Here is a 20,491-nt window from a genome sequence, read left to right on the forward strand (position 1 = left end):
ACCGCCGCCGCGCCGCTGGCAGTGAACTGAAAGCCCATCGACACAGCATTCCTCCTTTCGGAGAACACCATGAAAGACCTGCTCAACCTCTTCAACCAGCAGCGCCAGACGCTGGACTTCGACGCGATCAAGATCGCGCTGGCCTCGCCGGACCTGATCCGCTCGTGGTCCTTCGGCGAAGTGAAGAAGCCGGAAACCATCAACTACCGTACCTTCAAGCCGGAACGTGACGGCCTGTTCTGCGCCGCCATCTTCGGCCCGGTGAAGGACTACGAGTGTCTGTGCGGCAAGTACAAGCGCATGAAGCACCGCGGCGTGGTCTGCGAAAAGTGCGGCACCGAAGTGACCCTGGCCAAGGTGCGCCGCGAGCGCATGGGCCACATCGACCTGGCATCGCCGGTCGCGCACATCTGGTTCCTGAAGTCGCTGCCGTCGCGCATCGGCCTGATGCTGGACATGACCCTGCGCGACATCGAGCGCGTGCTGTACTTCGAAGCCTACGTGGTGACCGAGCCGGGCCTGACCGCCCTGGAGCGCCGCCAGCTGCTGACCGAAGAACAGTACCTGCAGGCCCGCCAGGAGCACGGTGACGACTTCGACGCCGCCATGGGCGCCGAGGCCGTGTACGAACTGCTGCGCACCATCGACCTGCAGTCGGAAATGACCCGCCTGCGCGAAGAAATCGCCAGCACCGGTTCGGAAACCAAGCTGAAGCGACTGACCAAGCGCATCAAGCTGATCGAAGCCTTCCTGGAATCGGGCAACCGTCCGGAATGGATGGTCATGACCGTGCTGCCGGTGCTGCCGCCGGACCTGCGTCCGCTGGTTCCGCTGGACGGCGGCCGCTTCGCGACATCCGACCTGAACGACCTGTACCGCCGCGTCATCAACCGTAACAACCGCCTGCGCCGCCTGCTCGAACTGAGCGCGCCGGACATCATCGTGCGCAATGAAAAGCGCATGCTGCAGGAATCGGTCGATGCGCTGCTGGACAACGGCCGTCGCGGCCGTGCCATCACCGGCACCAACAAGCGCCCGCTGAAGTCGCTGGCCGACATGATCAAGGGCAAGCAGGGTCGCTTCCGCCAGAACCTGCTGGGCAAGCGCGTGGACTACTCGGGCCGTTCGGTCATCGTGGTCGGTCCGTACCTGCGCCTGCACCAGTGCGGCCTGCCGAAGAAGATGGCGCTGGAACTGTTCAAGCCGTTCGTCTTCGCCAAGCTGCAGCGTCGTGGCCTGGCCACCACCATCAAGGCCGCCAAGAAGCTGGTCGAGCGCGAAGAAGCCGAAGTCTGGGACATCCTGGAAGAGGTCATCCGCGAACACCCGGTGATGCTGAACCGTGCGCCGACCCTGCACCGTCTGGGCATCCAGGCGTTCGAGCCGGTGCTGATCGAAGGCAAGGCCATCCAGCTGCACCCGCTGGTCTGCACCGCGTTCAACGCCGACTTCGACGGTGACCAGATGGCCGTCCACGTGCCGCTCTCGCTGGAAGCCCAGCTGGAAGCGCGTGCGCTGATGATGTCCACCAACAACATCCTGTCGCCGGCCAACGGCGAGCCGATCATCGTGCCGTCGCAGGACGTCGTGCTGGGTCTGTACTACATGACCCGCTCGCTGGAAAACAAGAAGGGCGAGGGCATGGCCTTCGCCAACATCGCCGAAGTCAAGCGCGCCTACGACAACCGCGTGGTGGAACTGCACGCGCGCGTCAAGGTCCGCATCACCGAAGTGGTGACCGACGAGGAAGGCAACAAGCAGAACAAGACCTCGATCGTGGACACCACGATCGGTCGCGCCCTGCTGGCTGAAATCCTGCCGGAAGGCCTGCCGTTCGCGCTGGCCAACACCGAGCTGACCAAGAAGAACATCAGCCGCCTGATCAACTCCAGCTACCGCCAGCTGGGTCTGAAGGACACGGTCGTGTTCGCCGACAAGCTGATGTACACCGGCTTCGCCTACGCGACCCGCGCCGGCGTCTCCATCGGCATCGACGACATGCTGATCCCCGACGAGAAGAAGGGCATCCTCACCGAGGCCGAAGCCGAAGTGCTGGAAATCCAGGAGCAGTACCAGTCGGGCCTGGTCACCGCCGGCGAGCGCTACAACAAGGTGGTCGACATCTGGTCGCGTACCAATGAACGCATCGCCAAGGCGATGATGGACACCATTGGTACCGAGAAGGTGGTCAACGCCAAGGGCGAAACCATCGACCAGAAGTCGATGAACTCGCTGTACATCATGGCCGACTCCGGTGCGCGAGGCAGCCAGGCGCAGATCCGTCAGCTGGCCGGCATGCGCGGCCTGATGGCCCGTCCCGATGGCTCGATCATCGAGACGCCCATCAAGGCGAACTTCCGCGAAGGCCTGAACGTGCAGGAGTACTTCAACTCCACCCACGGTGCCCGTAAGGGTCTGGCCGATACCGCGCTGAAGACCGCGAACTCGGGTTACCTGACCCGTCGTCTGGTCGACGTGGCGCAGGACGTGGTGATCACCGAGGTGGATTGCGGTACCACCGAAGGCCTGATCATGACCCCGATCGTGGAAGGCGGCGACGTGGTCGAGCCGTTGAAGGACCGCGTGCTGGGTCGCGTGGTTGCCGAGGACGTGTTCCTGCCGGGCAACGACGAAGATCCGATCGTGACCCGCAACACCCTGCTCGACGAAGCCTGGGTGGCCAAGCTGGAAGATGCCGGCGTGCAGACCATCAAGGTCCGCTCGACCATCTCCTGCGAATCGGCCTTCGGCGTCTGCGCTCGCTGCTACGGCCGCGATCTGGCCCGTGGCCACCTGGTCAACATCGGTGAAGCGGTCGGCGTCATCGCCGCCCAGTCCATCGGTGAGCCGGGTACCCAGCTGACCATGCGTACGTTCCACATCGGTGGTGCGGCGTCGCGAGCTGCTGCGGTCGACAACATCACCGTCAAGACCACCGGTTCGGTCAAGTTCAGCAACCTCAAGTCGGTCGAGCACGCCAACGGCTCGCTGGTGGCAGTGTCGCGCTCGGGCGAAATCTCGGTGCTCGATGCCCACGGCCGTGAGCGTGAGCGTTACAAGCTGCCGTACGGTGCCACCATCACGTCCAAGGACGGTGATGCGATCAAGGCTGGCCAGACCGTGGCCAACTGGGATCCGCATAACCACCCGATCGTGTCGGAAGTGGCCGGTTTCATCCGCTTCATCGACTTCGTCGACGGCATCACCGTCATCGAAAAGACCGATGAACTGACCGGTCTGGCTTCGCGCGAAATCACCGATCCGAAGCGTCGTGGTGCACAGGCCAAGGACCTGCGCCCGATCGTGCGCATCGTCGACGCCAAGGGCAACGACCTGTCCATCCCGGGCACCGATCTGCCGGCGCAGTACCTGCTGCCGCCGCGTTCGATCGTCAACCTGCAGGACGGCGCGCCGGTGGGCGTGGGCGACGTGGTCGCCAAGATCCCGCAGGAAGCGTCCAAGACCCGCGACATCACCGGTGGTCTGCCGCGCGTGGCCGATCTGTTCGAAGCGCGCAAGCCGAAGGATCCGGCGGTGCTGGCCGAGCGTTCGGGCATCATCAGCTTCGGTAAGGACACCAAGGGCAAGCAGCGCCTGATCATCAAGGACACCGATGGTTCGGAACACGAAGAGCTGATTCCGAAGTACCGCCAGGTGATCGTGTTCGAAGGTGAGCACGTGACCAAGGGCGAAACCATCGTGGACGGCGAACCGAGCCCGCAGGACATCCTGCGTCTGCTGGGTGTCGAACCGCTGGCCGCCTATCTGGTGAAGGAAATCCAGGACGTGTACCGCCTGCAGGGCGTGAAGATCAACGACAAGCACATCGAAGTCATCACCCGCCAGATGCTGCGCAAGGTCGAGATCACCGACCAGGGCAGCAGCAAGTTCCTGAACGGTGAACAGGTGGAGCGTCAGCGCGTGATCGAGGAGAATGCGCGCCTGGCCACCCGCAGCGAACTGCCGGCTCACTTCGATCCGGTGCTGCTGGGTATCACCAAGGCATCGCTGGCCACCGAATCGTTCATCTCGGCGGCGTCGTTCCAGGAAACCACCCGCGTGCTGACCGAAGCTGCCGTCCGCGGCACCAAGGACAACCTGCGCGGCCTGAAGGAAAACGTCATCGTCGGCCGTCTGATTCCGGCCGGTACCGGCCTGTCCTACCACAGCAGCCGCCGTCGTGGCGCTTCGGGTCTCACCGACTCGGAGATGCAGGCCCTGACCGGTACCCCGGCCGCGGCTGAAGCACCGGCCGCCGAAGTGGAAGCTGAACAGGCTTCGGAAGACTGAAATACCGGTCCGGCCGCAACGCCGGACCACCCCGTCGGTGCAACGACGGGATTGGGACAGGGCAGGGTGGACCGCTCGCGGTTCACCCGGCCAACCTGAACGGGGTACATGGAGGCCCCCCAGTAACGTTCCAGGATCAGGAACGGGCTTGACAGAACGCGTTTGACTGCGTTCCTGACAGGTTGCTACAATCGTCTGTCTCAGCAGGCCAGAAATTTGGCCTGCTTTAACATTTCCGCATCTCTGGCCGGATTTCCGGCCACCAATCAGAAGAACCTACTGATGGCGACGATCAACCAGCTGGTCCGCAAGCCGCGGCAAGCTACTACGTACAAGAGTGCCTCGCCGGCGCTCGACAAGTGCCCGCAGCGCCGTGGCGTCTGCACGCGCGTCTACACCACCACCCCGAAGAAGCCGAACTCGGCTCTGCGCAAGGTTGCCAAGGTCCGCCTGACCAACCAGGAAGAAGTCATTTCCTACATCGGCGGTGAAGGCCACAACCTGCAGGAGCACTCCGTGGTCCTGATCCGTGGCGGTCGCGTCAAGGATCTGCCGGGTGTGCGTTACCACACCGTTCGTGGCTCGCTCGACGCCGCCGGCGTTGCCAAGCGTCGCCAGGCCCGTTCCAAGTACGGCGCCAAGCGTCCGAAGGCATAAGGAGAGACCACTATGTCGCGTAAGGGTAATACTCCGCAGCGTTCCGTCCTGCCGGATCCGAAGCACGGAAGCGAAACCATCGCCCGTTTCATCAACATGGTCATGCAGAGCGGCAAGAAGTCCGTCGCTGAAAAGATCGTGTACGGTGCCATGGACGTCATCTCCGAGAAGAACGCCAACTCGATCGAGCTGGTGCAGAAGGCTCTGGACAACGTCGCTCCGGCGGTCGAAGTGAAGTCGCGTCGCGTCGGCGGCGCCACCTACCAGGTGCCGGTCGAAGTGCGCGCCTCGCGCAAGATGGCCCTGGCCATGCGTTGGCTGATCGACTCCGCGCGCAAGCGTGGTGAGAACACCATGCCGAAGAAGCTGGCTGCTGAACTGATCGACGCCGCGGAAAACCGTGGTGGCGCCATCAAGAAGCGCGAAGAAACCCACCGCATGGCCGAAGCCAACAAGGCATTCGCCCACTACCGCTGGTGAGTTTGACGGCCTTGTAAAACAGGCAGGGCAGCACCATCACGGTGCTGCCTCGCGGCCCCAGAAGGGCTGCGCCAATCCGAAGGCCGCCGCAAGGCGGCGTTCGGCCATCCGAAATCCAAGAAATCTGAGAGGCTCCCCGTGGCCCGTTCCACTCCCATCGAGCGTTACCGTAACTTCGGCATCATGGCCCACATCGATGCCGGCAAGACCACCACGTCCGAGCGCATCCTGTTCTACACCGGCAAGAGCCACAAGATCGGTGAAGTGCACGACGGCGCCGCCACCATGGACTGGATGGAGCAGGAACAGGAACGTGGCATCACGATCCAGTCCGCTGCCACCACCGCGTTCTGGAAGGGCATGGACAAGTCCCTGCCGGAGCACCGCTTCAACATCATCGACACCCCCGGGCACGTCGACTTCACCATCGAAGTGGAGCGCTCGCTGCGCGTGCTCGACGGTGCGGTGTTCGTGCTGTGTGCCGTCGGTGGCGTGCAGCCGCAGTCGGAAACCGTGTGGCGCCAGGCCAACCGCTACAAGGTGCCGCGCATTGCGTTCGTCAACAAGATGGACCGCACCGGCGCCAACTTCTACAAGGTCCGTGACCAGCTGAAGGCCAAGCTCGGCGCCGTCGCCGTGCCGATGCAGCTGCCGATCGGCGCTGAAGAAGGCTTCAAGGGCGTTGTCGACCTGCTGAAGATGAAGGCCATCCACTGGGATGAAGCTTCGCAGGGCATGAAGTTCGAGTACGGCGACATCCCGGCCGAGCTGCAGGAAAAGGCTGAAGAAGCCCGTACCTTCATGATCGAGACCGCGGCTGAAGCCAGCGAAGAGCTGATGGAAAAGTACCTGGGCGGCGAAGAGCTGGCCGAGTCGGAAATCATCAACGCGCTGCGTACGCGTACCCTGGCCACCGAAATCGTCCCGATGTACTGCGGTTCGGCGTTCAAGAACAAGGGCGTGCAGGCCATGCTGGACGGCGTGATCCAGCTGCTGCCGTCGCCGGTTGACGTGCCGGACGTGACCGGTACCGACGTGGACGACGAAAACGTCGCCATGACCCGCAAGTCCGACGACAAGGCTCCGTTCTCGTCGCTGGCCTTCAAGATCATCACCGACCCGTTCGTCGGCGCGCTGACCTTCTTCCGTGTCTACTCGGGCACCCTGAATGGCGGCGACACCGTGCTGAACTCGGTGAAGGGCAAGAAGGAGCGCATCGGCCGCATCCTGCAGATGCACTCGAACAACCGCGAAGAAATCAAGGAAGTTCTGGCTGGTGACATCGCTGCTGCCGTGGGCCTGAAGGACACCACCACCGGTGACACCCTGTGCTCGATCGACCAGCCGATCATCCTGGAGCGCATGACGTTCCCGGAGCCGGTGATCTCGATGGCCGTCGAACCGAAGACCAAGTCGGACCAGGAAAAGATGGGTCTGGCCCTGGGCCGTCTGGCGCAGGAAGATCCGTCGTTCCGCGTCAAGACCGACGAAGAATCCGGCCAGACCATCATCTCGGGCATGGGCGAGCTGCACCTGGACATCATCGTCGACCGCCTGAAGCGCGAGTTCAACGTTGAAGCCAACGTCGGCGCGCCGCAGGTGGCCTACCGCGAAACCATCACCCTGGCTGACGTGAAGTCGGACTACAAGCACGCCAAGCAGTCCGGTGGTAAGGGTCAGTACGGTCACGTCGTGATCGAACTGTCGCCGATCACCGCTGAAGACCGTGCCGATGCCAAGATCGCTCCGCTGATCAAGGACGACTTCCTGTTCATCAACGACATCACCGGTGGTGTGATTCCGAAGGAATTCATCCCGTCGATCGAAAAGGGCCTGCGCGAAACCATCACCAGCGGTCCGCTGGCTGGCTTCCCGGTCGTGGACGTCAAGGTGAAGCTGGTGTTCGGCTCTTACCACGACGTCGACTCGTCGGAAATGGCGTTCAAGCTGGCCTCGTCGATGGCCTTCAAGCAGGGCTTCTCCAAGGCCAAGCCGGTCCTGCTGGAGCCGATCATGAAGGTCGAGATCGTGACCCCGGAAGACTACCAGGGTGACGTGATGGGCGACGTCAGCCGTCGTCGCGGCGTGCTGCAGGGTTCCGACACCACCGGTGACGGCTCCGCTTCGATCATCAACGCGATGATCCCGCTGGGTGAAATGTTCGGCTACGCCACTGCGCTGCGTTCGCAGACCCAGGGCCGCGCCACCTTCACCATGGAATTCGACCATTACGAGCCGGCGCCGAACAACATCGCCGAAGCCGTCATGAAGAAGGGCTGAGCCTCGCTCAGCCTCTCCTGAAAACCACTTTCAAAATCAAGGTAAACAACAATGGCAAAGGGTAAGTTCGAGCGCACCAAGCCGCACGTCAACGTCGGCACCATCGGTCACGTCGACCATGGCAAGACCACGCTGACCGCAGCACTGACCAAGATCGGTGCCGAGCGCTTCGGTGGCGAATTCAAGGATTACTCGGCAATCGACGCCGCTCCGGAAGAGAAGGCTCGTGGTATCACGATCTCGACCGCGCACGTCGAATACGAATCCACCACCCGTCACTACGCCCACGTCGATTGCCCGGGCCACGCTGACTACGTCAAGAACATGATCACCGGTGCCGCCCAGATGGACGGCGCGATCCTGGTGTGCTCGGCCGCTGACGGCCCGATGCCGCAGACCCGCGAGCACATCCTGCTGTCGCGTCAGGTCGGCGTGCCGTACATCGTCGTGTTCCTGAACAAGGCCGACATGGTTGACGATGCCGAGCTGCTGGAACTGGTCGAAATGGAAGTCCGTGAACTGCTGAGCAAGTACGAGTTCCCGGGCGACGACACCCCGATCATCTCGGGTTCGGCTCGTCTGGCGCTGGAAGGCGACCAGAGCGAAATCGGCGTGCCGGCGATCATCAAGCTGGTCGACGCGCTGGACACCTGGATTCCGGAGCCGGAGCGTGCCGTCGACAAGCCGTTCCTGATGCCGGTGGAAGACGTGTTCTCGATCTCGGGCCGCGGCACCGTGGTGACCGGTCGTATCGAGCGCGGCGTGATTAAGGTCGGCGAAGAAATCGAAATCGTCGGCATCCGTCCGGTGCAGAAGACCACCGTGACCGGCGTCGAAATGTTCCGCAAGCTGCTGGACCAGGGCCAGGCAGGCGACAACGCCGGTCTGCTGCTGCGCGGCACCAAGCGTGACGACGTCGAGCGCGGCCAGGTTCTGGCCAAGCCGGGCACCATCAAGCCGCACACCACCTTCGAAGGCGAAGTGTACGTGCTGTCGAAGGACGAAGGCGGCCGTCACACCCCGTTCTTCAACGGCTACCGCCCGCAGTTCTACTTCCGTACCACCGACATCACCGGTAAGGCCAACCTGCCGGAAGGCGTCGAGATGGTGATGCCGGGCGACAACGTGAAGATGGTTGTCGAGCTGATCAACCCGGTGGCAATGGACGAAGGCCTGCGCTTCGCCATCCGCGAAGGCGGCCGTACCGTCGGCGCCGGCGTGGTCTCGAAGATCATCGCGTAATCTGGTAGTATCTGCGCCCCGATGTTGCCTGGGTAGGGCATCGGGGCGTATCAAATGGGAAAGCAGGCACAGGATGTGCCTTGTGTTCCCCGGACCAGGAACGGTCAATGCCATTCAGGCGGCGTCAACAGGCAACTGTTGACAGCTGCCTTGCGTGCCATTATGCTTCCACGTCTGGGCAGACCGGGAAACTGGCCTGCCTACGTTTTTGGGGTCTATGGATTGACCTTGTCGGCCTGCAGGAGTGCGGGCCGTCTGTATTCAGGGATTTCACGGGACAAAGCAACCCAGAGGCTTTGTCTGTCGCTCTTTTAACGAAGGAACCTACCGCCATGGCGGACCAAAAGATCCGGATCCGGCTGAAAGCGTTCGATCATCGTCTGATCGACCGTTCGGCCAGCGAGATCGTTGAAACGGCCAAGCGGACCGGCGCGCAAGTGCGTGGCCCGATCCCGCTGCCGACCAAGATCGAGCGTTACACCGTCCTCGTTTCCCCGCACGTCGACAAGGACGCGCGTGACCAGTACGAGACCCGCACGCACAAGCGCGTGCTCGATATCGTTGACCCGAATGACAAGACCGTGGACGCGCTGATGAAGCTCGAACTGGCTGCCGGCGTCGACGTTCAGATCAAGCTGACCTGAGGACTACGACCATGACGAAGAAGTATTCGTTGGGCTTCGTGGGCCGCAAGGCTGGCATGAGCCGCGTGTTCACTGAAGATGGCCGCTCCATCCCGGTGACCCTGATCGAAGCAACCCCCAACCGCATCGCGCAGATCAAGACCGTCGAAACCGACGGCTACAGCGCCGTGCAGGTGACCGTCGGCGCGCGTCGCGCTGCCCTGGTCAACAAGCCGGAAGCCGGCCACTTCGCCAAGGCGAAGGTGGAAGCGGGTCGTGGCCTGTGGGAATTCCGCGTTGAAGACGCGCAGCTCGGCGATTTCGCCGTTGGCGGCGAAGTCAAGGCGGACATCTTCGAAGTCGGCCAGATCGTCGACGTCCAGGGTGTCACCAAGGGTAAGGGTTTCCAGGGCACCATCAAGCGCCACAACTTCCGTATGGGCGATGCAACCCACGGTAACTCGCTGTCGCATCGCGCGCCGGGTTCGCTGGGTCAGCGCCAGACCCCGGGTCGCGTTTTCCCGGGCAAGAAGATGTCGGGCCACATGGGCGCGGTGCAGCAGAGCACCCAGAACCTGGAAGTGGTCAAGGTCGACGTCGAGCGCGGTCTGATCGCAGTTCGCGGCGCCGTTCCGGGCGCGGCGGGTGGCGACGTGATCGTCCGTCCGGCGAGCAAGGCATAAGGAGAGATGACGATGGAACTCGTTATCACGGGTAGCAACAACAAGGTCTCGGTCTCCGACGCCGTGTTCGGTCGCGATTTCAGCGAAGATCTGGTCCACCAGGTCGTCGTTGCTTACCGCAACGCCGGTCGCGCCGGCACCAAGGCACAGAAGACTCGCTCCGAAGTGGCTGGTACCACCAAGAAGTCGAAGAAGCAGAAGGGCGGCGGCGCGCGTCATGGCGCACTGACGGCTCCGATCTTCGTCGGCGGCGGTGTCACCTTCGCGGCCAAGCCGCGCAGCTTCGAGCAGAAGGTCAATCGTAAGCAGTACCGTGCCGCCATGTGCGCGATCCTGTCCGAGCTGAACCGTCAGGGCCGTCTGACCATCGTGGAGTCCTTCGACGTCGAAGCGACCAGCACGAAGGGTCTGATCGCCAAGCTGGCCGGCCTGGAAGTGGGCAAGCGCCCGCTGATCGTCACCGAGGAAGCCTCCGAGCACCTGTACCTGTCGGCTCGCAACGTTCCCTACGTGGAAGTGCGTGACGTGCAGGGTCTGGACCCGGTGTCCCTGGTTGGTGCCGACACGGTCGTCATCACCGCTGACGCGGTCAAGAAGGTCGAGGAGTGGCTGGCATGAACAGCAACGAAAAAATCTTCAGCGTGCTGCGTGCCCCGCGTGTCTCCGAAAAGACCGCGCGCCTGCAGGAACTCTCCAACCAGTATGTCTTCGAAATTTCGAACGAAGCCACCAAGGCCGATGTAAAGGCCGCGGTTGAGCAGCTGTTCGACGTCAAGGTCGAAGCCGTCAACGTGGTCAACGTCAAGGGCAAGAACAAGTCCTTCCGTAACCGTGCTGGCCGCCGCGGCGATTGGCGCAAGGCGTACGTTCGCCTGGCCGACGGCCAGTCGATCGATGTAACGGCCAAGGCCTGAGGTACATCCCATGCCATTGATGAAATTCAAGCCCACTTCTCCCGGCCGCCGTTCGGCCGTGCGCGTGGTTACTCCCGACCTGCACAAGGGTGCTCCGCACGCCGCACTGGTCGAGTCGCAGAGCCGCTCGGGTGGTCGTAACCACCACGGCCGCATCACCGTGCGTCACGTCGGTGGTGGCCACAAGCAGCACTACCGCATCATCGACTTCAAGCGCAACAAGCTGGGCATCCCGGCGCGCGTGGAACGCATCGAATACGATCCGAACCGCACCGCCCACATCGCCCTGCTGTGCTACGTCGACGGTGAGCGCCGCTACATCATCGCCCCGAAGGGCCTGAAGGCTGGTGATCAGGTGATCGCTGGTTCGGACGCCCCGATCAAGGCTGGCAACACCCTGCCGCTGCGCAACATCCCGGTCGGTACCACCATCCACTGCATCGAACTGAAGCCCGGCAAGGGCGCTCAGATCGCCCGCGCCGCTGGTGCGGCCGTGCAGCTGGTTGCCCGCGAAGGCATCTACGCCACCCTGCGCCTGCGCTCGGGTGAAATGCGTAAGGTTCCGGTCGAGTGCTGCGCCACCATCGGTGAAGTCGGCAACGACGAGCACAGCCTGGAAAAGCTGGGCAAGGCCGGTGCCAAGCGTTGGCGCGGCGTCCGCCCGACCGTTCGTGGTGCTGCCATGAACCCGGTTGACCACCCGCACGGTGGTGGTGAGGCGAAGGCCGGCCAGGGTAACCCGCACCCGGTCACCCCGTGGGGTGTCCCGACCAAGGGTTACAAGACGCGCCATAACAAGCGCACTCAGCAGTTCATCGTCCGCGATCGTAGGGGCTAATCGACCATGGCACGTTCACTCAAGAAGGGCCCGTTCGTCGATCACCACCTCGTCAAGAAGGTGGAGGCCGCTGCGGGCAGCAAGAAGCCGATCAAGACCTGGTCGCGCCGTTCGATGATCCTGCCTGACATGGTAGGCATCACCATTGCCGTGCATAACGGCAAGAACCACATCCCGGTTCTCGTCAACGAGAACATGGTCGGCCACAAGCTCGGCGAATTTGCCATCACCCGGACCTTCAAGGGTCACGGTGGTGACAAGAAGTCGGGCAAGTAAGGAGAGATGACAATGGAAGCGAAAGCCATCCTGCGCACTGCGCGCATCTCCCCGCAGAAGGCTCGTCTGGTCGCTGACCAGGTGCGCGGTCTGCCGGCCGAGCGTGCGGTCAACCTGCTGAAGTTCTCGGACAAGAAGGCTGCCCACCTGATCAAGAAGGTGGTGGAGTCGGCTATTGCAAACGCCGAGAACAACCAGGGCGCCGACGTCGACGAGCTGAAGGTTCAGACCATCATGGTTGATGAAGGTCCGACCCTGAAGCGTTTCATGGCGCGGGCGAAAGGCCGCGGTACCCGCATCCTCAAGCGCACCAGCCACATCACTGTGGTTGTGGGCGCCGGCAAGTAAGCGGATAAGGAAAAGACCATGGGTCATAAAGTTCATCCGATTGGTATCCGCCTGGGTATTTCCAAGGACTGGAACTCCAAGTGGTACGCCAATAAGGCCGAGTTCGCTGGTTACCTGGCAGCCGACCTGAAAGTGCGCGACATGCTGCGCAAGAAGCTGGCTCAGGCCGGCATCAGCAAGATCCTGATCGAGCGTCCGGCCAAGACCGCTCGCGTGACGATCCACACCGCCCGTCCGGGCGTGGTGATCGGCAAGCGCGGTGAGGACATCGAGAAGCTGCGCAAGGAAGTGAGCGAGATGATGGGCGTCCCGGCGCACATCAACGTCACCGAAGTGCGCAAGCCGGAACTGGACGCGCAGCTCGTTGCCGAGTCGATCGCCCAGCAGCTGGAGCGTCGCATCATGTTCCGCCGCGCAATGAAGCGCTCGGTCGGCAACGCGATGCGCCTGGGTGCCCTGGGCATCAAGGTCAACGTCGGTGGCCGCCTCAACGGTGCAGAAATCGCCCGTTCGGAGTGGTACCGCGAAGGCCGCGTGCCGCTGCACACCCTGCGTGCCGACATCGACTATGGCTTCGCTGAAGCCAAGACGACCTACGGCATCATCGGCATCAAGGTCTGGATCTACAAGGGCGAAGTCTTCGATTTCTCCCAGGTTGGCCAGGAAAAGCAGGACGACACCCCGTCGCGCAATGATCGTCACGATCGCGGCGACCGCGGTGACCGTCAGCGCCCGGCTCGTGAAGCGAGGTAACGACAATGTTGCAACCCAAGCGAACCAAGTACCGCAAGGTACACAAGGGCCGTAACGAAGGCCTGAGCTGGAGCGCCAACGCTGTCAGCTTCGGCGAGTACGGTCTGAAAGCAACCGCCCACGGTCAGCTGACCGCGCGTCAGATCGAAGCGGCCCGCCGCTCGATCAGCCGCTACGTCAAGCGCGGCGGCAAGATGTGGATCCGTGTGTTCCCCGACAAGCCCATCACCAAGAAGCCCATCGAAGTTCGAATGGGTTCGGGTAAGGGTAACGTGGAATACTGGGTGGCCCAGATCCAGCCCGGCCGCATGATCTATGAAATCGAGGGTGTTACCGAAGAAGTGGCACGCGAGGCGTTCCGCCTGGCCGCCGCCAAGCTCTCGGTCACCACCACTTTCGTGACCCGGACGGTGCGCTGATGGATATCAAAACTCTCCGTGAAAAGTCGGCTGACGAACTCAAGGCCCACCTGATCGACCTGCGTAAGGAACAGTTCTCTGTCCGTATGCAGCAGGTCACCGGCCAGCTGCCGAAGACCCACGACATCCGCCGGGTCCGTCGCGAGATTGCTCGCGTCAAGACCCTGCTCGGCAGCACGAAGTAAGGATGGCCGCTATGAGCGACAATACTGAAAACAAGGCGCTGCGCACGGTCGAAGGCCGTGTCGTCAGCAACAAGATGGACAAGACGGTTACCGTCCTGGTTGAGCGTCAGGTCAAGCACGCGCTGTACGGCAAGTACATCAAGCGCTCGACGAAGCTGCACGCCCACGATGCCGACAACGCCTGCAAGGAAGGCGATGTCGTCCGCGTGACCGAGATTGCTCCGATGTCCAAGACCAAGAACTGGCGCGTGGTGGAAGTCATCACGCGTGCGGCTGAATAAGGAGTCTGAATCATGATCCAGATGCAGAGCTACCTTGACGTCGCGGACAATTCGGGTGCCAAGCAGGTGATGTGCTTCAAGGTGCTGGGTGGTTCCAAGCGCCGTTACGCCGGTATCGGCGACATCATCAAGGTCACCGTGAAGGATGCGATTCCGCGCGGCAAGGTCAAGAAGGGTGAAGTGTATGACGCCGTCGTGGTGCGTACCCGCAAGGGTGTGCGTCGCGCCGACGGCTCGCTGATCCGCTTCGACGGCAACGCTGCCGTTCTGCTGAACAACAAGCAGGAGCCGATCGGTACCCGTATCTTCGGGCCGGTGACCCGTGAACTTCGTTCGGAGAAGTTCATGAAGATCGTCTCGCTCGCTCCCGAAGTGCTGTGAGCGACAGGAGATAATCATGGCTAACCGTATCAAGAAGGGCGACCAGGTTGTCGTCAATGCCGGCAAGGACAAGGGCGAGCGTGGCGAAGTGCTTCGCGTCGACGGCGACCGCGTGGTCGTTGCCAACGTGAACATCGTCAAGCGCCACACCAAGCCGAATCCGCAGGCAGGCGTTGCCGGCGGCGTGGTCGAGCGTGAAGCGTCGATCCATATCTCCAACGTGAATGTGCTGAACCCGGCTTCGGGCAAGGGCGAACGCGTTGGCTTCAAGGTGCTGGAGGATGGACGCAAACTGCGTGTGTTCCGCTCCAGCGGTGAGGCGCTCGACGCCTGAGGAATGTGAAGATGACTTCCCGTCTCGAAAAGTTTTACAAGGAAGAAGTGGTGCCGGCGCTGATGAAGCAGTTCGGCTACACCAATCCGATGGAAGTGCCGAAGCTGGTCAAGGTCACCCTGAACATGGGTGTCGGCGAAGCGGCCACCAACAAGAAGATCCTGGAAAACGCCGTCGGCGACATGACCAAGATTTCCGGCCAGAAGCCGGTTGTCACCAAGTCGCGTATCTCGGTTGCGTCGTTCAAGATCCGTGATGGTTGGCCGATTGGCTGCAAGACCACGCTGCGTCGCCACAAGATGTACGAGTTCCTGGACCGCCTGATCAACATCTCGCTGCCGCGCGTGCGCGACTTCCGTGGTGTTTCCGGTCGTTCCTTCGACGGTCGCGGCAACTTCAACATGGGTGTGAAGGAACAGATCATCTTCCCGGAAATCGACTTCGACGCTGTCGACGCGATCCGCGGCATGGATATCGCCATCACCACCACTGCGAAGACCGACGCGGAAGCGAAGGCGCTGCTGGCAGCGTTCAAGTTCCCGTTCCGTAACTGATTCGTCGAGGATACCGAAATGGCAAAGACCTCCATGGTCAACCGCGACATCAAGCGGGAAAAGCTGGCCAAGAAGTACGCCGACAAGCGTGCCGCTCTGAAGAAGATCGTCTCCTCGCTGGAGTCGAGCTACGAAGAGAAGATCGAAGCCGCAACCAAGCTGGCCAAGCTGCCGCGCGATTCGTCGCCGAGCCGCCAGCGCAACCGTTGCGAGCTGTCGGGCCGTCCGCGTGGCGTCTACAGCAAGTTCGGCCTGGGCCGCAACAAGCTGCGTGAAGCCACCATGCGCGGCGACGTGCCGGGCCTGCGCAAGGCCAGCTGGTAATCCCAGCCGGTCCTGCGACCAGGAACCCCTCCGGGGGTTCCTGAACAGGTCAGGGCAGGCATTCAGGCTTGCCCAAGCAAAAAAAACCCGAAGAGCCCGGCGCAAGTCGGGCTCTTTTGGCGTATACTCCCGCGTCTTGCCCTGCGCGAGCGGGGTTGTAGGGGTAGGCCATTGGCCTGCCGCAAGAAGGGACCTGGCCCGTTTCCAGGAGACAACAGATTTTCGCGAAAGCGGATATCGGTGCACTCAAAGGTACTCATATGAGCATGACTGATCCCATCGCCGACCTGCTGGTCCGCATCAAGAATGCGGCCGCGGTTGGCAAGCAGACGGTGAAAGCCCCGTCGTCCAAGATCAAGGTTGCGATCGCCCAGGTCCTGAAGGACGAGGGTTACATCACCGACCTGCGCGTGACCCAGCTGGAAAACAACAAGTCCGAGCTGGAAATCGTGCTGAAGTATTTCGAAGGCAAGCCGGTCATTGCGACCCTGAAGCGCTTCTCGCGTTCGGGCCTGCGCCAGTACCGTGGCAAGAGCGAACTGCCGAAGGTCATGAACGGCCTGGGTATCTCCATCATTTCCACCTCCAAGGGCATCATGACTGATGCGCAGGCGCGCCAGCTGGGCGTCGGCGGCGAAGTCCTGTGCTTCGTGGCCTAAGGCGAGAGGAGTAAGAATATGTCCCGCGTAGCCAAGAAGCCCGTCGACCTGGGTAAGGTTGAACTGAACGTCCAGTCCGAATCCGTCACCGTCAAGGGCCCGAAGGGCACCCTGTCGCTGCCGAAGCCGGCCGGCATTGCCATCAACGTCGAGAACGGCGTTGCCACCCTGAGCACCGAGAATGCGGATCTGATCCCGCTGACCGGTACCGTCCGCGCCATCCTGTCCAACATGGTCAAGGGTGTTTCCGAAGGCTTCGAGCGCAAGCTGGAGCTGGTCGGCGTGGGTTACCGTGCTGCCATGCAGGGCAAGGACCTGAGCCTGTCGCTCGGTTTCTCGCACCCGGTGGTGTTCGTTGCTCCGGAAGGCATCACCATCTCCACCCCGACCCAGACCGAGATCCTGGTCCAGGGTGCCGACAAGCAGGTCGTTGGTGAAGTTGCCGCCAAGATCCGTGCGTTCCGCAAGCCGGAACCGTACAAGGGCAAGGGCGTGAAGTACTCCGACGAAGTCATCATCCGTAAGGAAGCCAAGAAGGCCTAAGCGCGAGTCCCTCACCAGGGAAAAGCCTGACCTTCAGCTTTCAAGGAAAACACATCATGAACAAGAACATCGCCCGCCTGCGTCGCGCCAAGTCGACCCGTGCTCACATCCGCGAGCTGGGTGTGGCCCGTCTGTCGGTGCTGCGCACCGGCCAGCACCTGTACGCACAGGTCTTCACCGCCGACGGCTCCAAGGTGCTGGCTGCTGCCAACACCACCCAGGCCGACGTCAAGGACGGCCTGAAGAACGGCAAGAACGCCGACGCCGCTGCCAAGGTTGGCCGCATCGTTGCCGAGCGCGCCAAGGCCGCTGGCATCGAGAAGGTTGCCTTCGATCGTTCGGGTTACCGTTACCACGGCCGCATCAAGGCCCTGGCTGACGCCGCCCGCGAAGCCGGCCTGCAGTTCTAAGAGGTCAGGGCAGGGGACGTTCGTCTCCTGCCCGCCTGCTCGCCAGCCTGAGCGAGGCTGGACGGCGCCGTTCTTCTGCAGCGGCCCACCGGAACAACGCGGTACTCCACAACCATAAGCGGCCCCGAGCCGTACATACCCAAACAACCAAGGAATCAAGATGGCAGAAGAACGTCAGCAGCGGGGTCGCGATCGCGACCGCAACCGCGAAGAGAAAGTCGACGACGGCATGATCGAAAAGCTGGTCGCGGTCAACCGCGTCAGCAAGACCGTCAAGGGCGGTCGCCAGTTCACCTTCACCGCCCTGACCGTGGTCGGCGACGGCGAAGGCAAGGTCGGTTTCGGCTATGGCAAGGCGCGCGAAGTGCCGGTCGCCATCCAGAAGTCGATGGAACAGGCTCGCAAGAACCTGGTCAGCGTTGACCTGAACAACGGCACCCTGTGGCACACCATCAAGGATGGCCACGGCGCTGCACGCGTGTTCATGCAGCCGGCTTCGGAAGGTACGGGCGTCATCGCCGGCGGTGCCATGCGCGCCGTGCTGGAAGCGGTGGGCGTGAAGAACGTGCTGGCCAAGGCCACCGGTTCGCGCAACCCGATCAACCTGGTGCGTGCCACCGTGAAGGGCCTGACTGCAGCGCAGTCGCCGGCTCGCATCGCGGCCAAGCGCGGCAAGAAGGTGGAGGAACTCAACCATGGCTAATGAGTCCAACAAGACTGTGAAGGTGCGCCTGGTGCGCGGCCTGCGTGGTGCTCAGTCGCGTCACCGTCTGTCGGTGCGTGCTCTGGGTCTGAACAAGCTCAACGATGTGCGTGAACTGAAGGACAGCCCGCAGGTTCGCGGTCTGATCAACACCGTTCACTACCTCGTCAAGGTTGAGGAGTAATCGATCATGACTCTGCGTCTCAATGAACTGAGCCCGGCACCGGGCGCCCGCACCGAGCGCACCCGCGTCGGTCGCGGTATCGGCTCGGGCCTGGGCAAGACTGCCGGCCGCGGCCACAAGGGTTCGTTCGCCCGTAAGGGTGGCGGCAAGATCAAGGCTGGCTTCGAAGGCGGCCAGACCCCCATGCAGCGTCGTCTGCCGAAGATCGGCTTCCGTTCGCCGATCGCCAAGGACACCGCTGAAGTGCTGCTGTACGCGCTGGACAAGCTGCCGGCCGGCGAGATCGACTTCGCCGCCCTGCGTGCTGCCAAGCTGGTCCCGAGCACTGCCAAGAAGGCCAAGGTCGTCGTCAAGGGCGAAGTGACCAAGGCGTTCACCCTGAAGGGTATTGCTGCCACGGCTGGTGCCAAGGCCGCGATCGAAGCTGCCGGCGGCAGCGTAACGGAGTAAGAAAATCATGGCGCAAGCTGGCATCGGTAACCTCGCGGGCGGAATGGGCAAGTTCACTGAACTTCGCCAACGTTTGCTGTTCGTCGTCGGGGCTTTGATCGTCTATCGCATTGGCTGCTACGTGCCGGTGCCGGGCGTCAATCCCGATGCCATGCTTGCCATGATGCAACAGCAGGGCGGCGGCATCGTGGACATGTTCAACATGTTCTCGGGCGGCGCCCTGCACCGTTTCAGCATCTTCGCGCTGAACGTGATGCCGTACATTTCGGCATCGATCGTGATGCAGCTGGCCGTCCACATCTTCCCCGCGCTGAAGGCGATGCAGAAGGAGGGTGAGTCCGGCCGCCGCAAGATCACCCAGTATTCGCGCATCGGCGCCGTGCTGCTGGCAGTGGTGCAGGGCGGTTCGATCGCCCTGGCCCTGCAGGGCCAGGTCTCGCCGTCGGGCGCTCCGGTCGTCTACGCACCGGGCATGGGCTTCGTGCTCACCGCCGTGATCGCGCTGACCGCCGGCACCATGTTCCTGATGTGGGTCGGTGAGCAGGTGACCGAGCGCGGCATCGGCAACGGTGTGTCGCTGATCATCTTCGCCGGCATCGTCGCCGGCCTGCCGACCGCGGTCATCCATACCTTCGATGCCTACCGCGACGGCAACATCCAGTTCATCCAGCTGCTGCTGATCGCCATCGTGGTGCTGGCCTTCACCTTCTTCGTGGTGTTCGTCGAACGCGGCCAGCGCCGCATCACGGTGAACTACGCACGTCGCCAGGGCGGCCGCAACGCGTACATGAACCAGACCTCGTTCCTGCCGCTGAAGCTGAACATGGCGGGCGTGATCCCGGCCATCTTCGCCTCCAGCCTGCTGGCCTTCCCGGCCACGCTGACCATGTGGGCCGGCCAGGCTGCCAACCAGAGCACCTTTGGCCAGATCCTGCAGAAGGTCGCCAATGCCCTGGGCCCGGGCGAGCCGCTGCACATGATCGTGTTCGCTGCGCTGATCACCGGTTTCGCGTTCTTCTATACCGCGCTGGTGTTCAACTCGCAGGAAACCGCCGACAACCTGAAGAAGTCGGGCGCGCTGATTCCGGGCATCCGTCCGGGCAAGGCCACCGCCGACTATATCGACGGCGTGCTGACCCGCCTGACCGCAGCCGGTTCGGCTTACCTGGTGATCGTCTGCCTGCTGCCGGAACTGATGCGCACGCAGCTGAACGCCTCGTTCTACTTCGGTGGTACTTCGCTGCTGATCGTGGTGGTGGTGGTGATGGACTTCATCGCCCAGGTGCAGGCGCATCTGATGTCGCACCAGTACGAGAGCCTGCTGAAGAAGGCCAACCTGAAGGGCGGCAACCGCGGCGGCTTTGCTCGCGGCTGATCAGCCTGTTATACTTTCGTCTTCCTGACGTGATGGTCCCTCCGCTTCGCGGACTCCGGCCACACAAACGAAGGGCGGCCCCCGCAGCGGTTCCGGGTGGGGGTGTGATGAGGTGGTCCCGCGCAGGAGTAGCGCGGGCGGCCCCGGAGGAAACTCCAGGTCCAACCCCATCCGGCGCCGGAGCCTGGGCACACTCCCCAGGCCGGGTTCATGAAACCAATGGTTTCACGGGCTTCCATGTAAACCGGAACCTTGTTAGTATCGCTAGTTCACTTTTTTGATCCATCCTGCCGGATTGGCGCGCC

At 62.5% G+C, this 20,491-nt stretch carries 27 protein-coding genes; all 27 read left to right on the plus strand.

What is annotated here, in order from left to right; genetic code table 11:
• Nucleotides 1–69: 69 nt before the first annotated feature.
• The 27 genes from rpoC (at nt 70) to secY (ending at nt 20,186) form a co-directional block, all read left to right on the plus strand.
• Nucleotides 70–4,290 carry a DNA-directed RNA polymerase subunit beta' gene (gene rpoC, locus C1933_RS04005; protein WP_108748653.1) on the plus strand — a complete coding sequence of 1,407 codons (4,221 nt, stop codon included), beginning with the start codon at nt 70–72 and terminating at the stop codon, nt 4,288–4,290.
• Between the two features lie 282 nt (nt 4,291–4,572).
• Complete coding sequence (rpsL, locus tag C1933_RS04010; RefSeq protein WP_004145320.1) at nt 4,573–4,947, plus strand: 30S ribosomal protein S12; 375 nt, start codon at nt 4,573–4,575, stop codon at nt 4,945–4,947.
• Nucleotides 4,948–4,959: 12 nt separating this feature from the next.
• Nucleotides 4,960–5,427: a 30S ribosomal protein S7 gene (gene rpsG, locus C1933_RS04015; protein ID WP_108748654.1), complete on the plus strand. Its 468-nt coding sequence runs from the start codon at nt 4,960–4,962 to the stop codon at nt 5,425–5,427.
• A gap of 138 nt (nt 5,428–5,565) precedes the next feature.
• On the plus strand, nt 5,566–7,707 hold the full coding sequence (gene fusA / locus C1933_RS04020; protein ID WP_108752272.1) for an elongation factor G: 2,142 nt from the start codon (nt 5,566–5,568) through the stop codon (nt 7,705–7,707).
• A gap of 51 nt (nt 7,708–7,758) precedes the next feature.
• Nucleotides 7,759–8,949 (plus strand): elongation factor Tu, encoded by a 1,191-nt coding sequence (gene tuf / locus C1933_RS04025; protein ID WP_108752273.1) that lies wholly within the window; start codon nt 7,759–7,761, stop codon nt 8,947–8,949.
• Between the two features lie 332 nt (nt 8,950–9,281).
• Nucleotides 9,282–9,593: a 30S ribosomal protein S10 gene (gene rpsJ, locus C1933_RS04030; RefSeq protein ID WP_005408208.1), complete on the plus strand. Its 312-nt coding sequence runs from the start codon at nt 9,282–9,284 to the stop codon at nt 9,591–9,593.
• An 11-nt stretch (nt 9,594–9,604) separates the two neighbouring features.
• A complete protein-coding gene (gene rplC, locus C1933_RS04035) occupies nt 9,605–10,255 on the plus strand; it encodes a 50S ribosomal protein L3 (protein WP_004145336.1) in 651 nt (216 codons plus the stop codon).
• Nucleotides 10,256–10,267: 12 nt separating this feature from the next.
• Nucleotides 10,268–10,873, plus strand: coding sequence for a 50S ribosomal protein L4 (rplD, locus tag C1933_RS04040; RefSeq protein WP_102944279.1), 606 nt, complete (start codon nt 10,268–10,270; stop codon nt 10,871–10,873).
• Entirely contained in the window at nt 10,870–11,169 is a 300-nt protein-coding gene (gene rplW, locus C1933_RS04045; RefSeq protein ID WP_049470489.1) for a 50S ribosomal protein L23, read from the plus strand. Before rplD ends, rplW begins: the two co-directional genes overlap by 4 nt.
• Before the next feature lie 10 nt (nt 11,170–11,179).
• Nucleotides 11,180–12,007 (plus strand): 50S ribosomal protein L2, encoded by an 828-nt coding sequence (gene rplB / locus C1933_RS04050; protein ID WP_108748657.1) that lies wholly within the window; start codon nt 11,180–11,182, stop codon nt 12,005–12,007.
• Between the two features lie 6 nt (nt 12,008–12,013).
• Nucleotides 12,014–12,283: a 30S ribosomal protein S19 gene (rpsS, locus tag C1933_RS04055; protein WP_005415413.1), complete on the plus strand. Its 270-nt coding sequence runs from the start codon at nt 12,014–12,016 to the stop codon at nt 12,281–12,283.
• Nucleotides 12,284–12,295: 12 nt separating this feature from the next.
• On the plus strand, nt 12,296–12,631 hold the full coding sequence (rplV, locus tag C1933_RS04060) for a 50S ribosomal protein L22 (RefSeq protein WP_080375339.1): 336 nt from the start codon (nt 12,296–12,298) through the stop codon (nt 12,629–12,631).
• An 18-nt stretch (nt 12,632–12,649) separates the two neighbouring features.
• Nucleotides 12,650–13,384 (plus strand): 30S ribosomal protein S3, encoded by a 735-nt coding sequence (gene rpsC, locus C1933_RS04065; RefSeq protein ID WP_005415414.1) that lies wholly within the window; start codon nt 12,650–12,652, stop codon nt 13,382–13,384.
• Nucleotides 13,385–13,389: 5 nt separating this feature from the next.
• Nucleotides 13,390–13,803 (plus strand): 50S ribosomal protein L16, encoded by a 414-nt coding sequence (rplP, locus tag C1933_RS04070; RefSeq protein ID WP_025879305.1) that lies wholly within the window; start codon nt 13,390–13,392, stop codon nt 13,801–13,803.
• Entirely contained in the window at nt 13,803–13,988 is a 186-nt protein-coding gene (gene rpmC / locus C1933_RS04075; protein ID WP_004154487.1) for a 50S ribosomal protein L29, read from the plus strand. The genes rplP and rpmC overlap by 1 nt, the downstream gene beginning before the upstream one ends.
• Nucleotides 13,989–13,999: 11 nt before the next feature.
• A complete protein-coding gene (gene rpsQ, locus C1933_RS04080) occupies nt 14,000–14,269 on the plus strand; it encodes a 30S ribosomal protein S17 (protein WP_004145355.1) in 270 nt (89 codons plus the stop codon).
• A 12-nt stretch (nt 14,270–14,281) separates the two neighbouring features.
• Nucleotides 14,282–14,650 carry a 50S ribosomal protein L14 gene (gene rplN, locus C1933_RS04085; RefSeq protein WP_010483978.1) on the plus strand — a complete coding sequence of 123 codons (369 nt, stop codon included), beginning with the start codon at nt 14,282–14,284 and terminating at the stop codon, nt 14,648–14,650.
• A gap of 16 nt (nt 14,651–14,666) precedes the next feature.
• A complete protein-coding gene (rplX, locus tag C1933_RS04090) occupies nt 14,667–14,984 on the plus strand; it encodes a 50S ribosomal protein L24 (protein ID WP_108748658.1) in 318 nt (105 codons plus the stop codon).
• 11 nt (nt 14,985–14,995) lie between these two features.
• Nucleotides 14,996–15,538, plus strand: a complete 543-nt coding sequence (gene rplE, locus C1933_RS04095; protein ID WP_004145361.1) for a 50S ribosomal protein L5 — start codon at nt 14,996–14,998, stop codon at nt 15,536–15,538.
• An 18-nt stretch (nt 15,539–15,556) separates the two neighbouring features.
• On the plus strand, nt 15,557–15,862 hold the full coding sequence (gene rpsN / locus C1933_RS04100) for a 30S ribosomal protein S14 (RefSeq protein WP_108748659.1): 306 nt from the start codon (nt 15,557–15,559) through the stop codon (nt 15,860–15,862).
• Nucleotides 15,863–16,122: 260 nt separating this feature from the next.
• Nucleotides 16,123–16,521, plus strand: coding sequence for a 30S ribosomal protein S8 (gene rpsH / locus C1933_RS04110; RefSeq protein WP_005408210.1), 399 nt, complete (start codon nt 16,123–16,125; stop codon nt 16,519–16,521).
• 18 nt (nt 16,522–16,539) lie between these two features.
• Nucleotides 16,540–17,064: a 50S ribosomal protein L6 gene (rplF, locus tag C1933_RS04115; protein WP_108752275.1), complete on the plus strand. Its 525-nt coding sequence runs from the start codon at nt 16,540–16,542 to the stop codon at nt 17,062–17,064.
• A 56-nt stretch (nt 17,065–17,120) separates the two neighbouring features.
• A complete protein-coding gene (rplR, locus tag C1933_RS04120; protein WP_093817438.1) occupies nt 17,121–17,474 on the plus strand; it encodes a 50S ribosomal protein L18 in 354 nt (117 codons plus the stop codon).
• Between the two features lie 160 nt (nt 17,475–17,634).
• Nucleotides 17,635–18,177, plus strand: coding sequence for a 30S ribosomal protein S5 (gene rpsE / locus C1933_RS04125; protein WP_053448882.1), 543 nt, complete (start codon nt 17,635–17,637; stop codon nt 18,175–18,177).
• Nucleotides 18,170–18,361 carry a 50S ribosomal protein L30 gene (gene rpmD, locus C1933_RS04130; protein ID WP_004145412.1) on the plus strand — a complete coding sequence of 64 codons (192 nt, stop codon included), beginning with the start codon at nt 18,170–18,172 and terminating at the stop codon, nt 18,359–18,361. The genes rpsE and rpmD overlap by 8 nt, the downstream gene beginning before the upstream one ends.
• Nucleotides 18,362–18,367: 6 nt before the next feature.
• Entirely contained in the window at nt 18,368–18,811 is a 444-nt protein-coding gene (gene rplO / locus C1933_RS04135; RefSeq protein ID WP_004154498.1) for a 50S ribosomal protein L15, read from the plus strand.
• 7 nt (nt 18,812–18,818) lie between these two features.
• Nucleotides 18,819–20,186 (plus strand): preprotein translocase subunit SecY, encoded by a 1,368-nt coding sequence (secY, locus tag C1933_RS04140; RefSeq protein WP_108752276.1) that lies wholly within the window; start codon nt 18,819–18,821, stop codon nt 20,184–20,186.
• Nucleotides 20,187–20,491: the final 305 nt, after the last annotated feature.

Origin of the sequence: Stenotrophomonas sp. ZAC14D2_NAIMI4_6, from assembly GCF_003086875.1 — a bacterium.
Classification (GTDB): domain Bacteria; phylum Pseudomonadota; class Gammaproteobacteria; order Xanthomonadales; family Xanthomonadaceae; genus Stenotrophomonas.

Coding starts and splice junctions, on each gene's coding strand:
- rplB (WP_108748657.1), top strand. CDS start 11,180: ATGCCATTGATGAAATTCAAGCCCACTTCTCCCGGCCGCCGTTCGGCC.
- rpsJ (WP_005408208.1), top strand. CDS start 9,282: ATGGCGGACCAAAAGATCCGGATCCGGCTGAAAGCGTTCGATCATCGT.
- rplP (WP_025879305.1), top strand. CDS start 13,390: ATGTTGCAACCCAAGCGAACCAAGTACCGCAAGGTACACAAGGGCCGT.
- rplX (WP_108748658.1), top strand. CDS start 14,667: ATGGCTAACCGTATCAAGAAGGGCGACCAGGTTGTCGTCAATGCCGGC.
- secY (WP_108752276.1), top strand. CDS start 18,819: ATGGCGCAAGCTGGCATCGGTAACCTCGCGGGCGGAATGGGCAAGTTC.
- rpoC (WP_108748653.1), top strand. CDS start 70: ATGAAAGACCTGCTCAACCTCTTCAACCAGCAGCGCCAGACGCTGGAC.
- rpsN (WP_108748659.1), top strand. CDS start 15,557: ATGGCAAAGACCTCCATGGTCAACCGCGACATCAAGCGGGAAAAGCTG.
- rpsC (WP_005415414.1), top strand. CDS start 12,650: ATGGGTCATAAAGTTCATCCGATTGGTATCCGCCTGGGTATTTCCAAG.
- rpsQ (WP_004145355.1), top strand. CDS start 14,000: ATGAGCGACAATACTGAAAACAAGGCGCTGCGCACGGTCGAAGGCCGT.
- tuf (WP_108752273.1), top strand. CDS start 7,759: ATGGCAAAGGGTAAGTTCGAGCGCACCAAGCCGCACGTCAACGTCGGC.
- rplE (WP_004145361.1), top strand. CDS start 14,996: ATGACTTCCCGTCTCGAAAAGTTTTACAAGGAAGAAGTGGTGCCGGCG.
- rpsE (WP_053448882.1), top strand. CDS start 17,635: ATGGCAGAAGAACGTCAGCAGCGGGGTCGCGATCGCGACCGCAACCGC.
- rplD (WP_102944279.1), top strand. CDS start 10,268: ATGGAACTCGTTATCACGGGTAGCAACAACAAGGTCTCGGTCTCCGAC.
- rplW (WP_049470489.1), top strand. CDS start 10,870: ATGAACAGCAACGAAAAAATCTTCAGCGTGCTGCGTGCCCCGCGTGTC.
- rplN (WP_010483978.1), top strand. CDS start 14,282: ATGATCCAGATGCAGAGCTACCTTGACGTCGCGGACAATTCGGGTGCC.
- rplR (WP_093817438.1), top strand. CDS start 17,121: ATGAACAAGAACATCGCCCGCCTGCGTCGCGCCAAGTCGACCCGTGCT.
- rplC (WP_004145336.1), top strand. CDS start 9,605: ATGACGAAGAAGTATTCGTTGGGCTTCGTGGGCCGCAAGGCTGGCATG.
- rpsH (WP_005408210.1), top strand. CDS start 16,123: ATGAGCATGACTGATCCCATCGCCGACCTGCTGGTCCGCATCAAGAAT.
- rpmD (WP_004145412.1), top strand. CDS start 18,170: ATGGCTAATGAGTCCAACAAGACTGTGAAGGTGCGCCTGGTGCGCGGC.
- rpmC (WP_004154487.1), top strand. CDS start 13,803: ATGGATATCAAAACTCTCCGTGAAAAGTCGGCTGACGAACTCAAGGCC.
- rpsG (WP_108748654.1), top strand. CDS start 4,960: ATGTCGCGTAAGGGTAATACTCCGCAGCGTTCCGTCCTGCCGGATCCG.
- rplV (WP_080375339.1), top strand. CDS start 12,296: ATGGAAGCGAAAGCCATCCTGCGCACTGCGCGCATCTCCCCGCAGAAG.
- rpsL (WP_004145320.1), top strand. CDS start 4,573: ATGGCGACGATCAACCAGCTGGTCCGCAAGCCGCGGCAAGCTACTACG.
- rplO (WP_004154498.1), top strand. CDS start 18,368: ATGACTCTGCGTCTCAATGAACTGAGCCCGGCACCGGGCGCCCGCACC.
- rplF (WP_108752275.1), top strand. CDS start 16,540: ATGTCCCGCGTAGCCAAGAAGCCCGTCGACCTGGGTAAGGTTGAACTG.
- rpsS (WP_005415413.1), top strand. CDS start 12,014: ATGGCACGTTCACTCAAGAAGGGCCCGTTCGTCGATCACCACCTCGTC.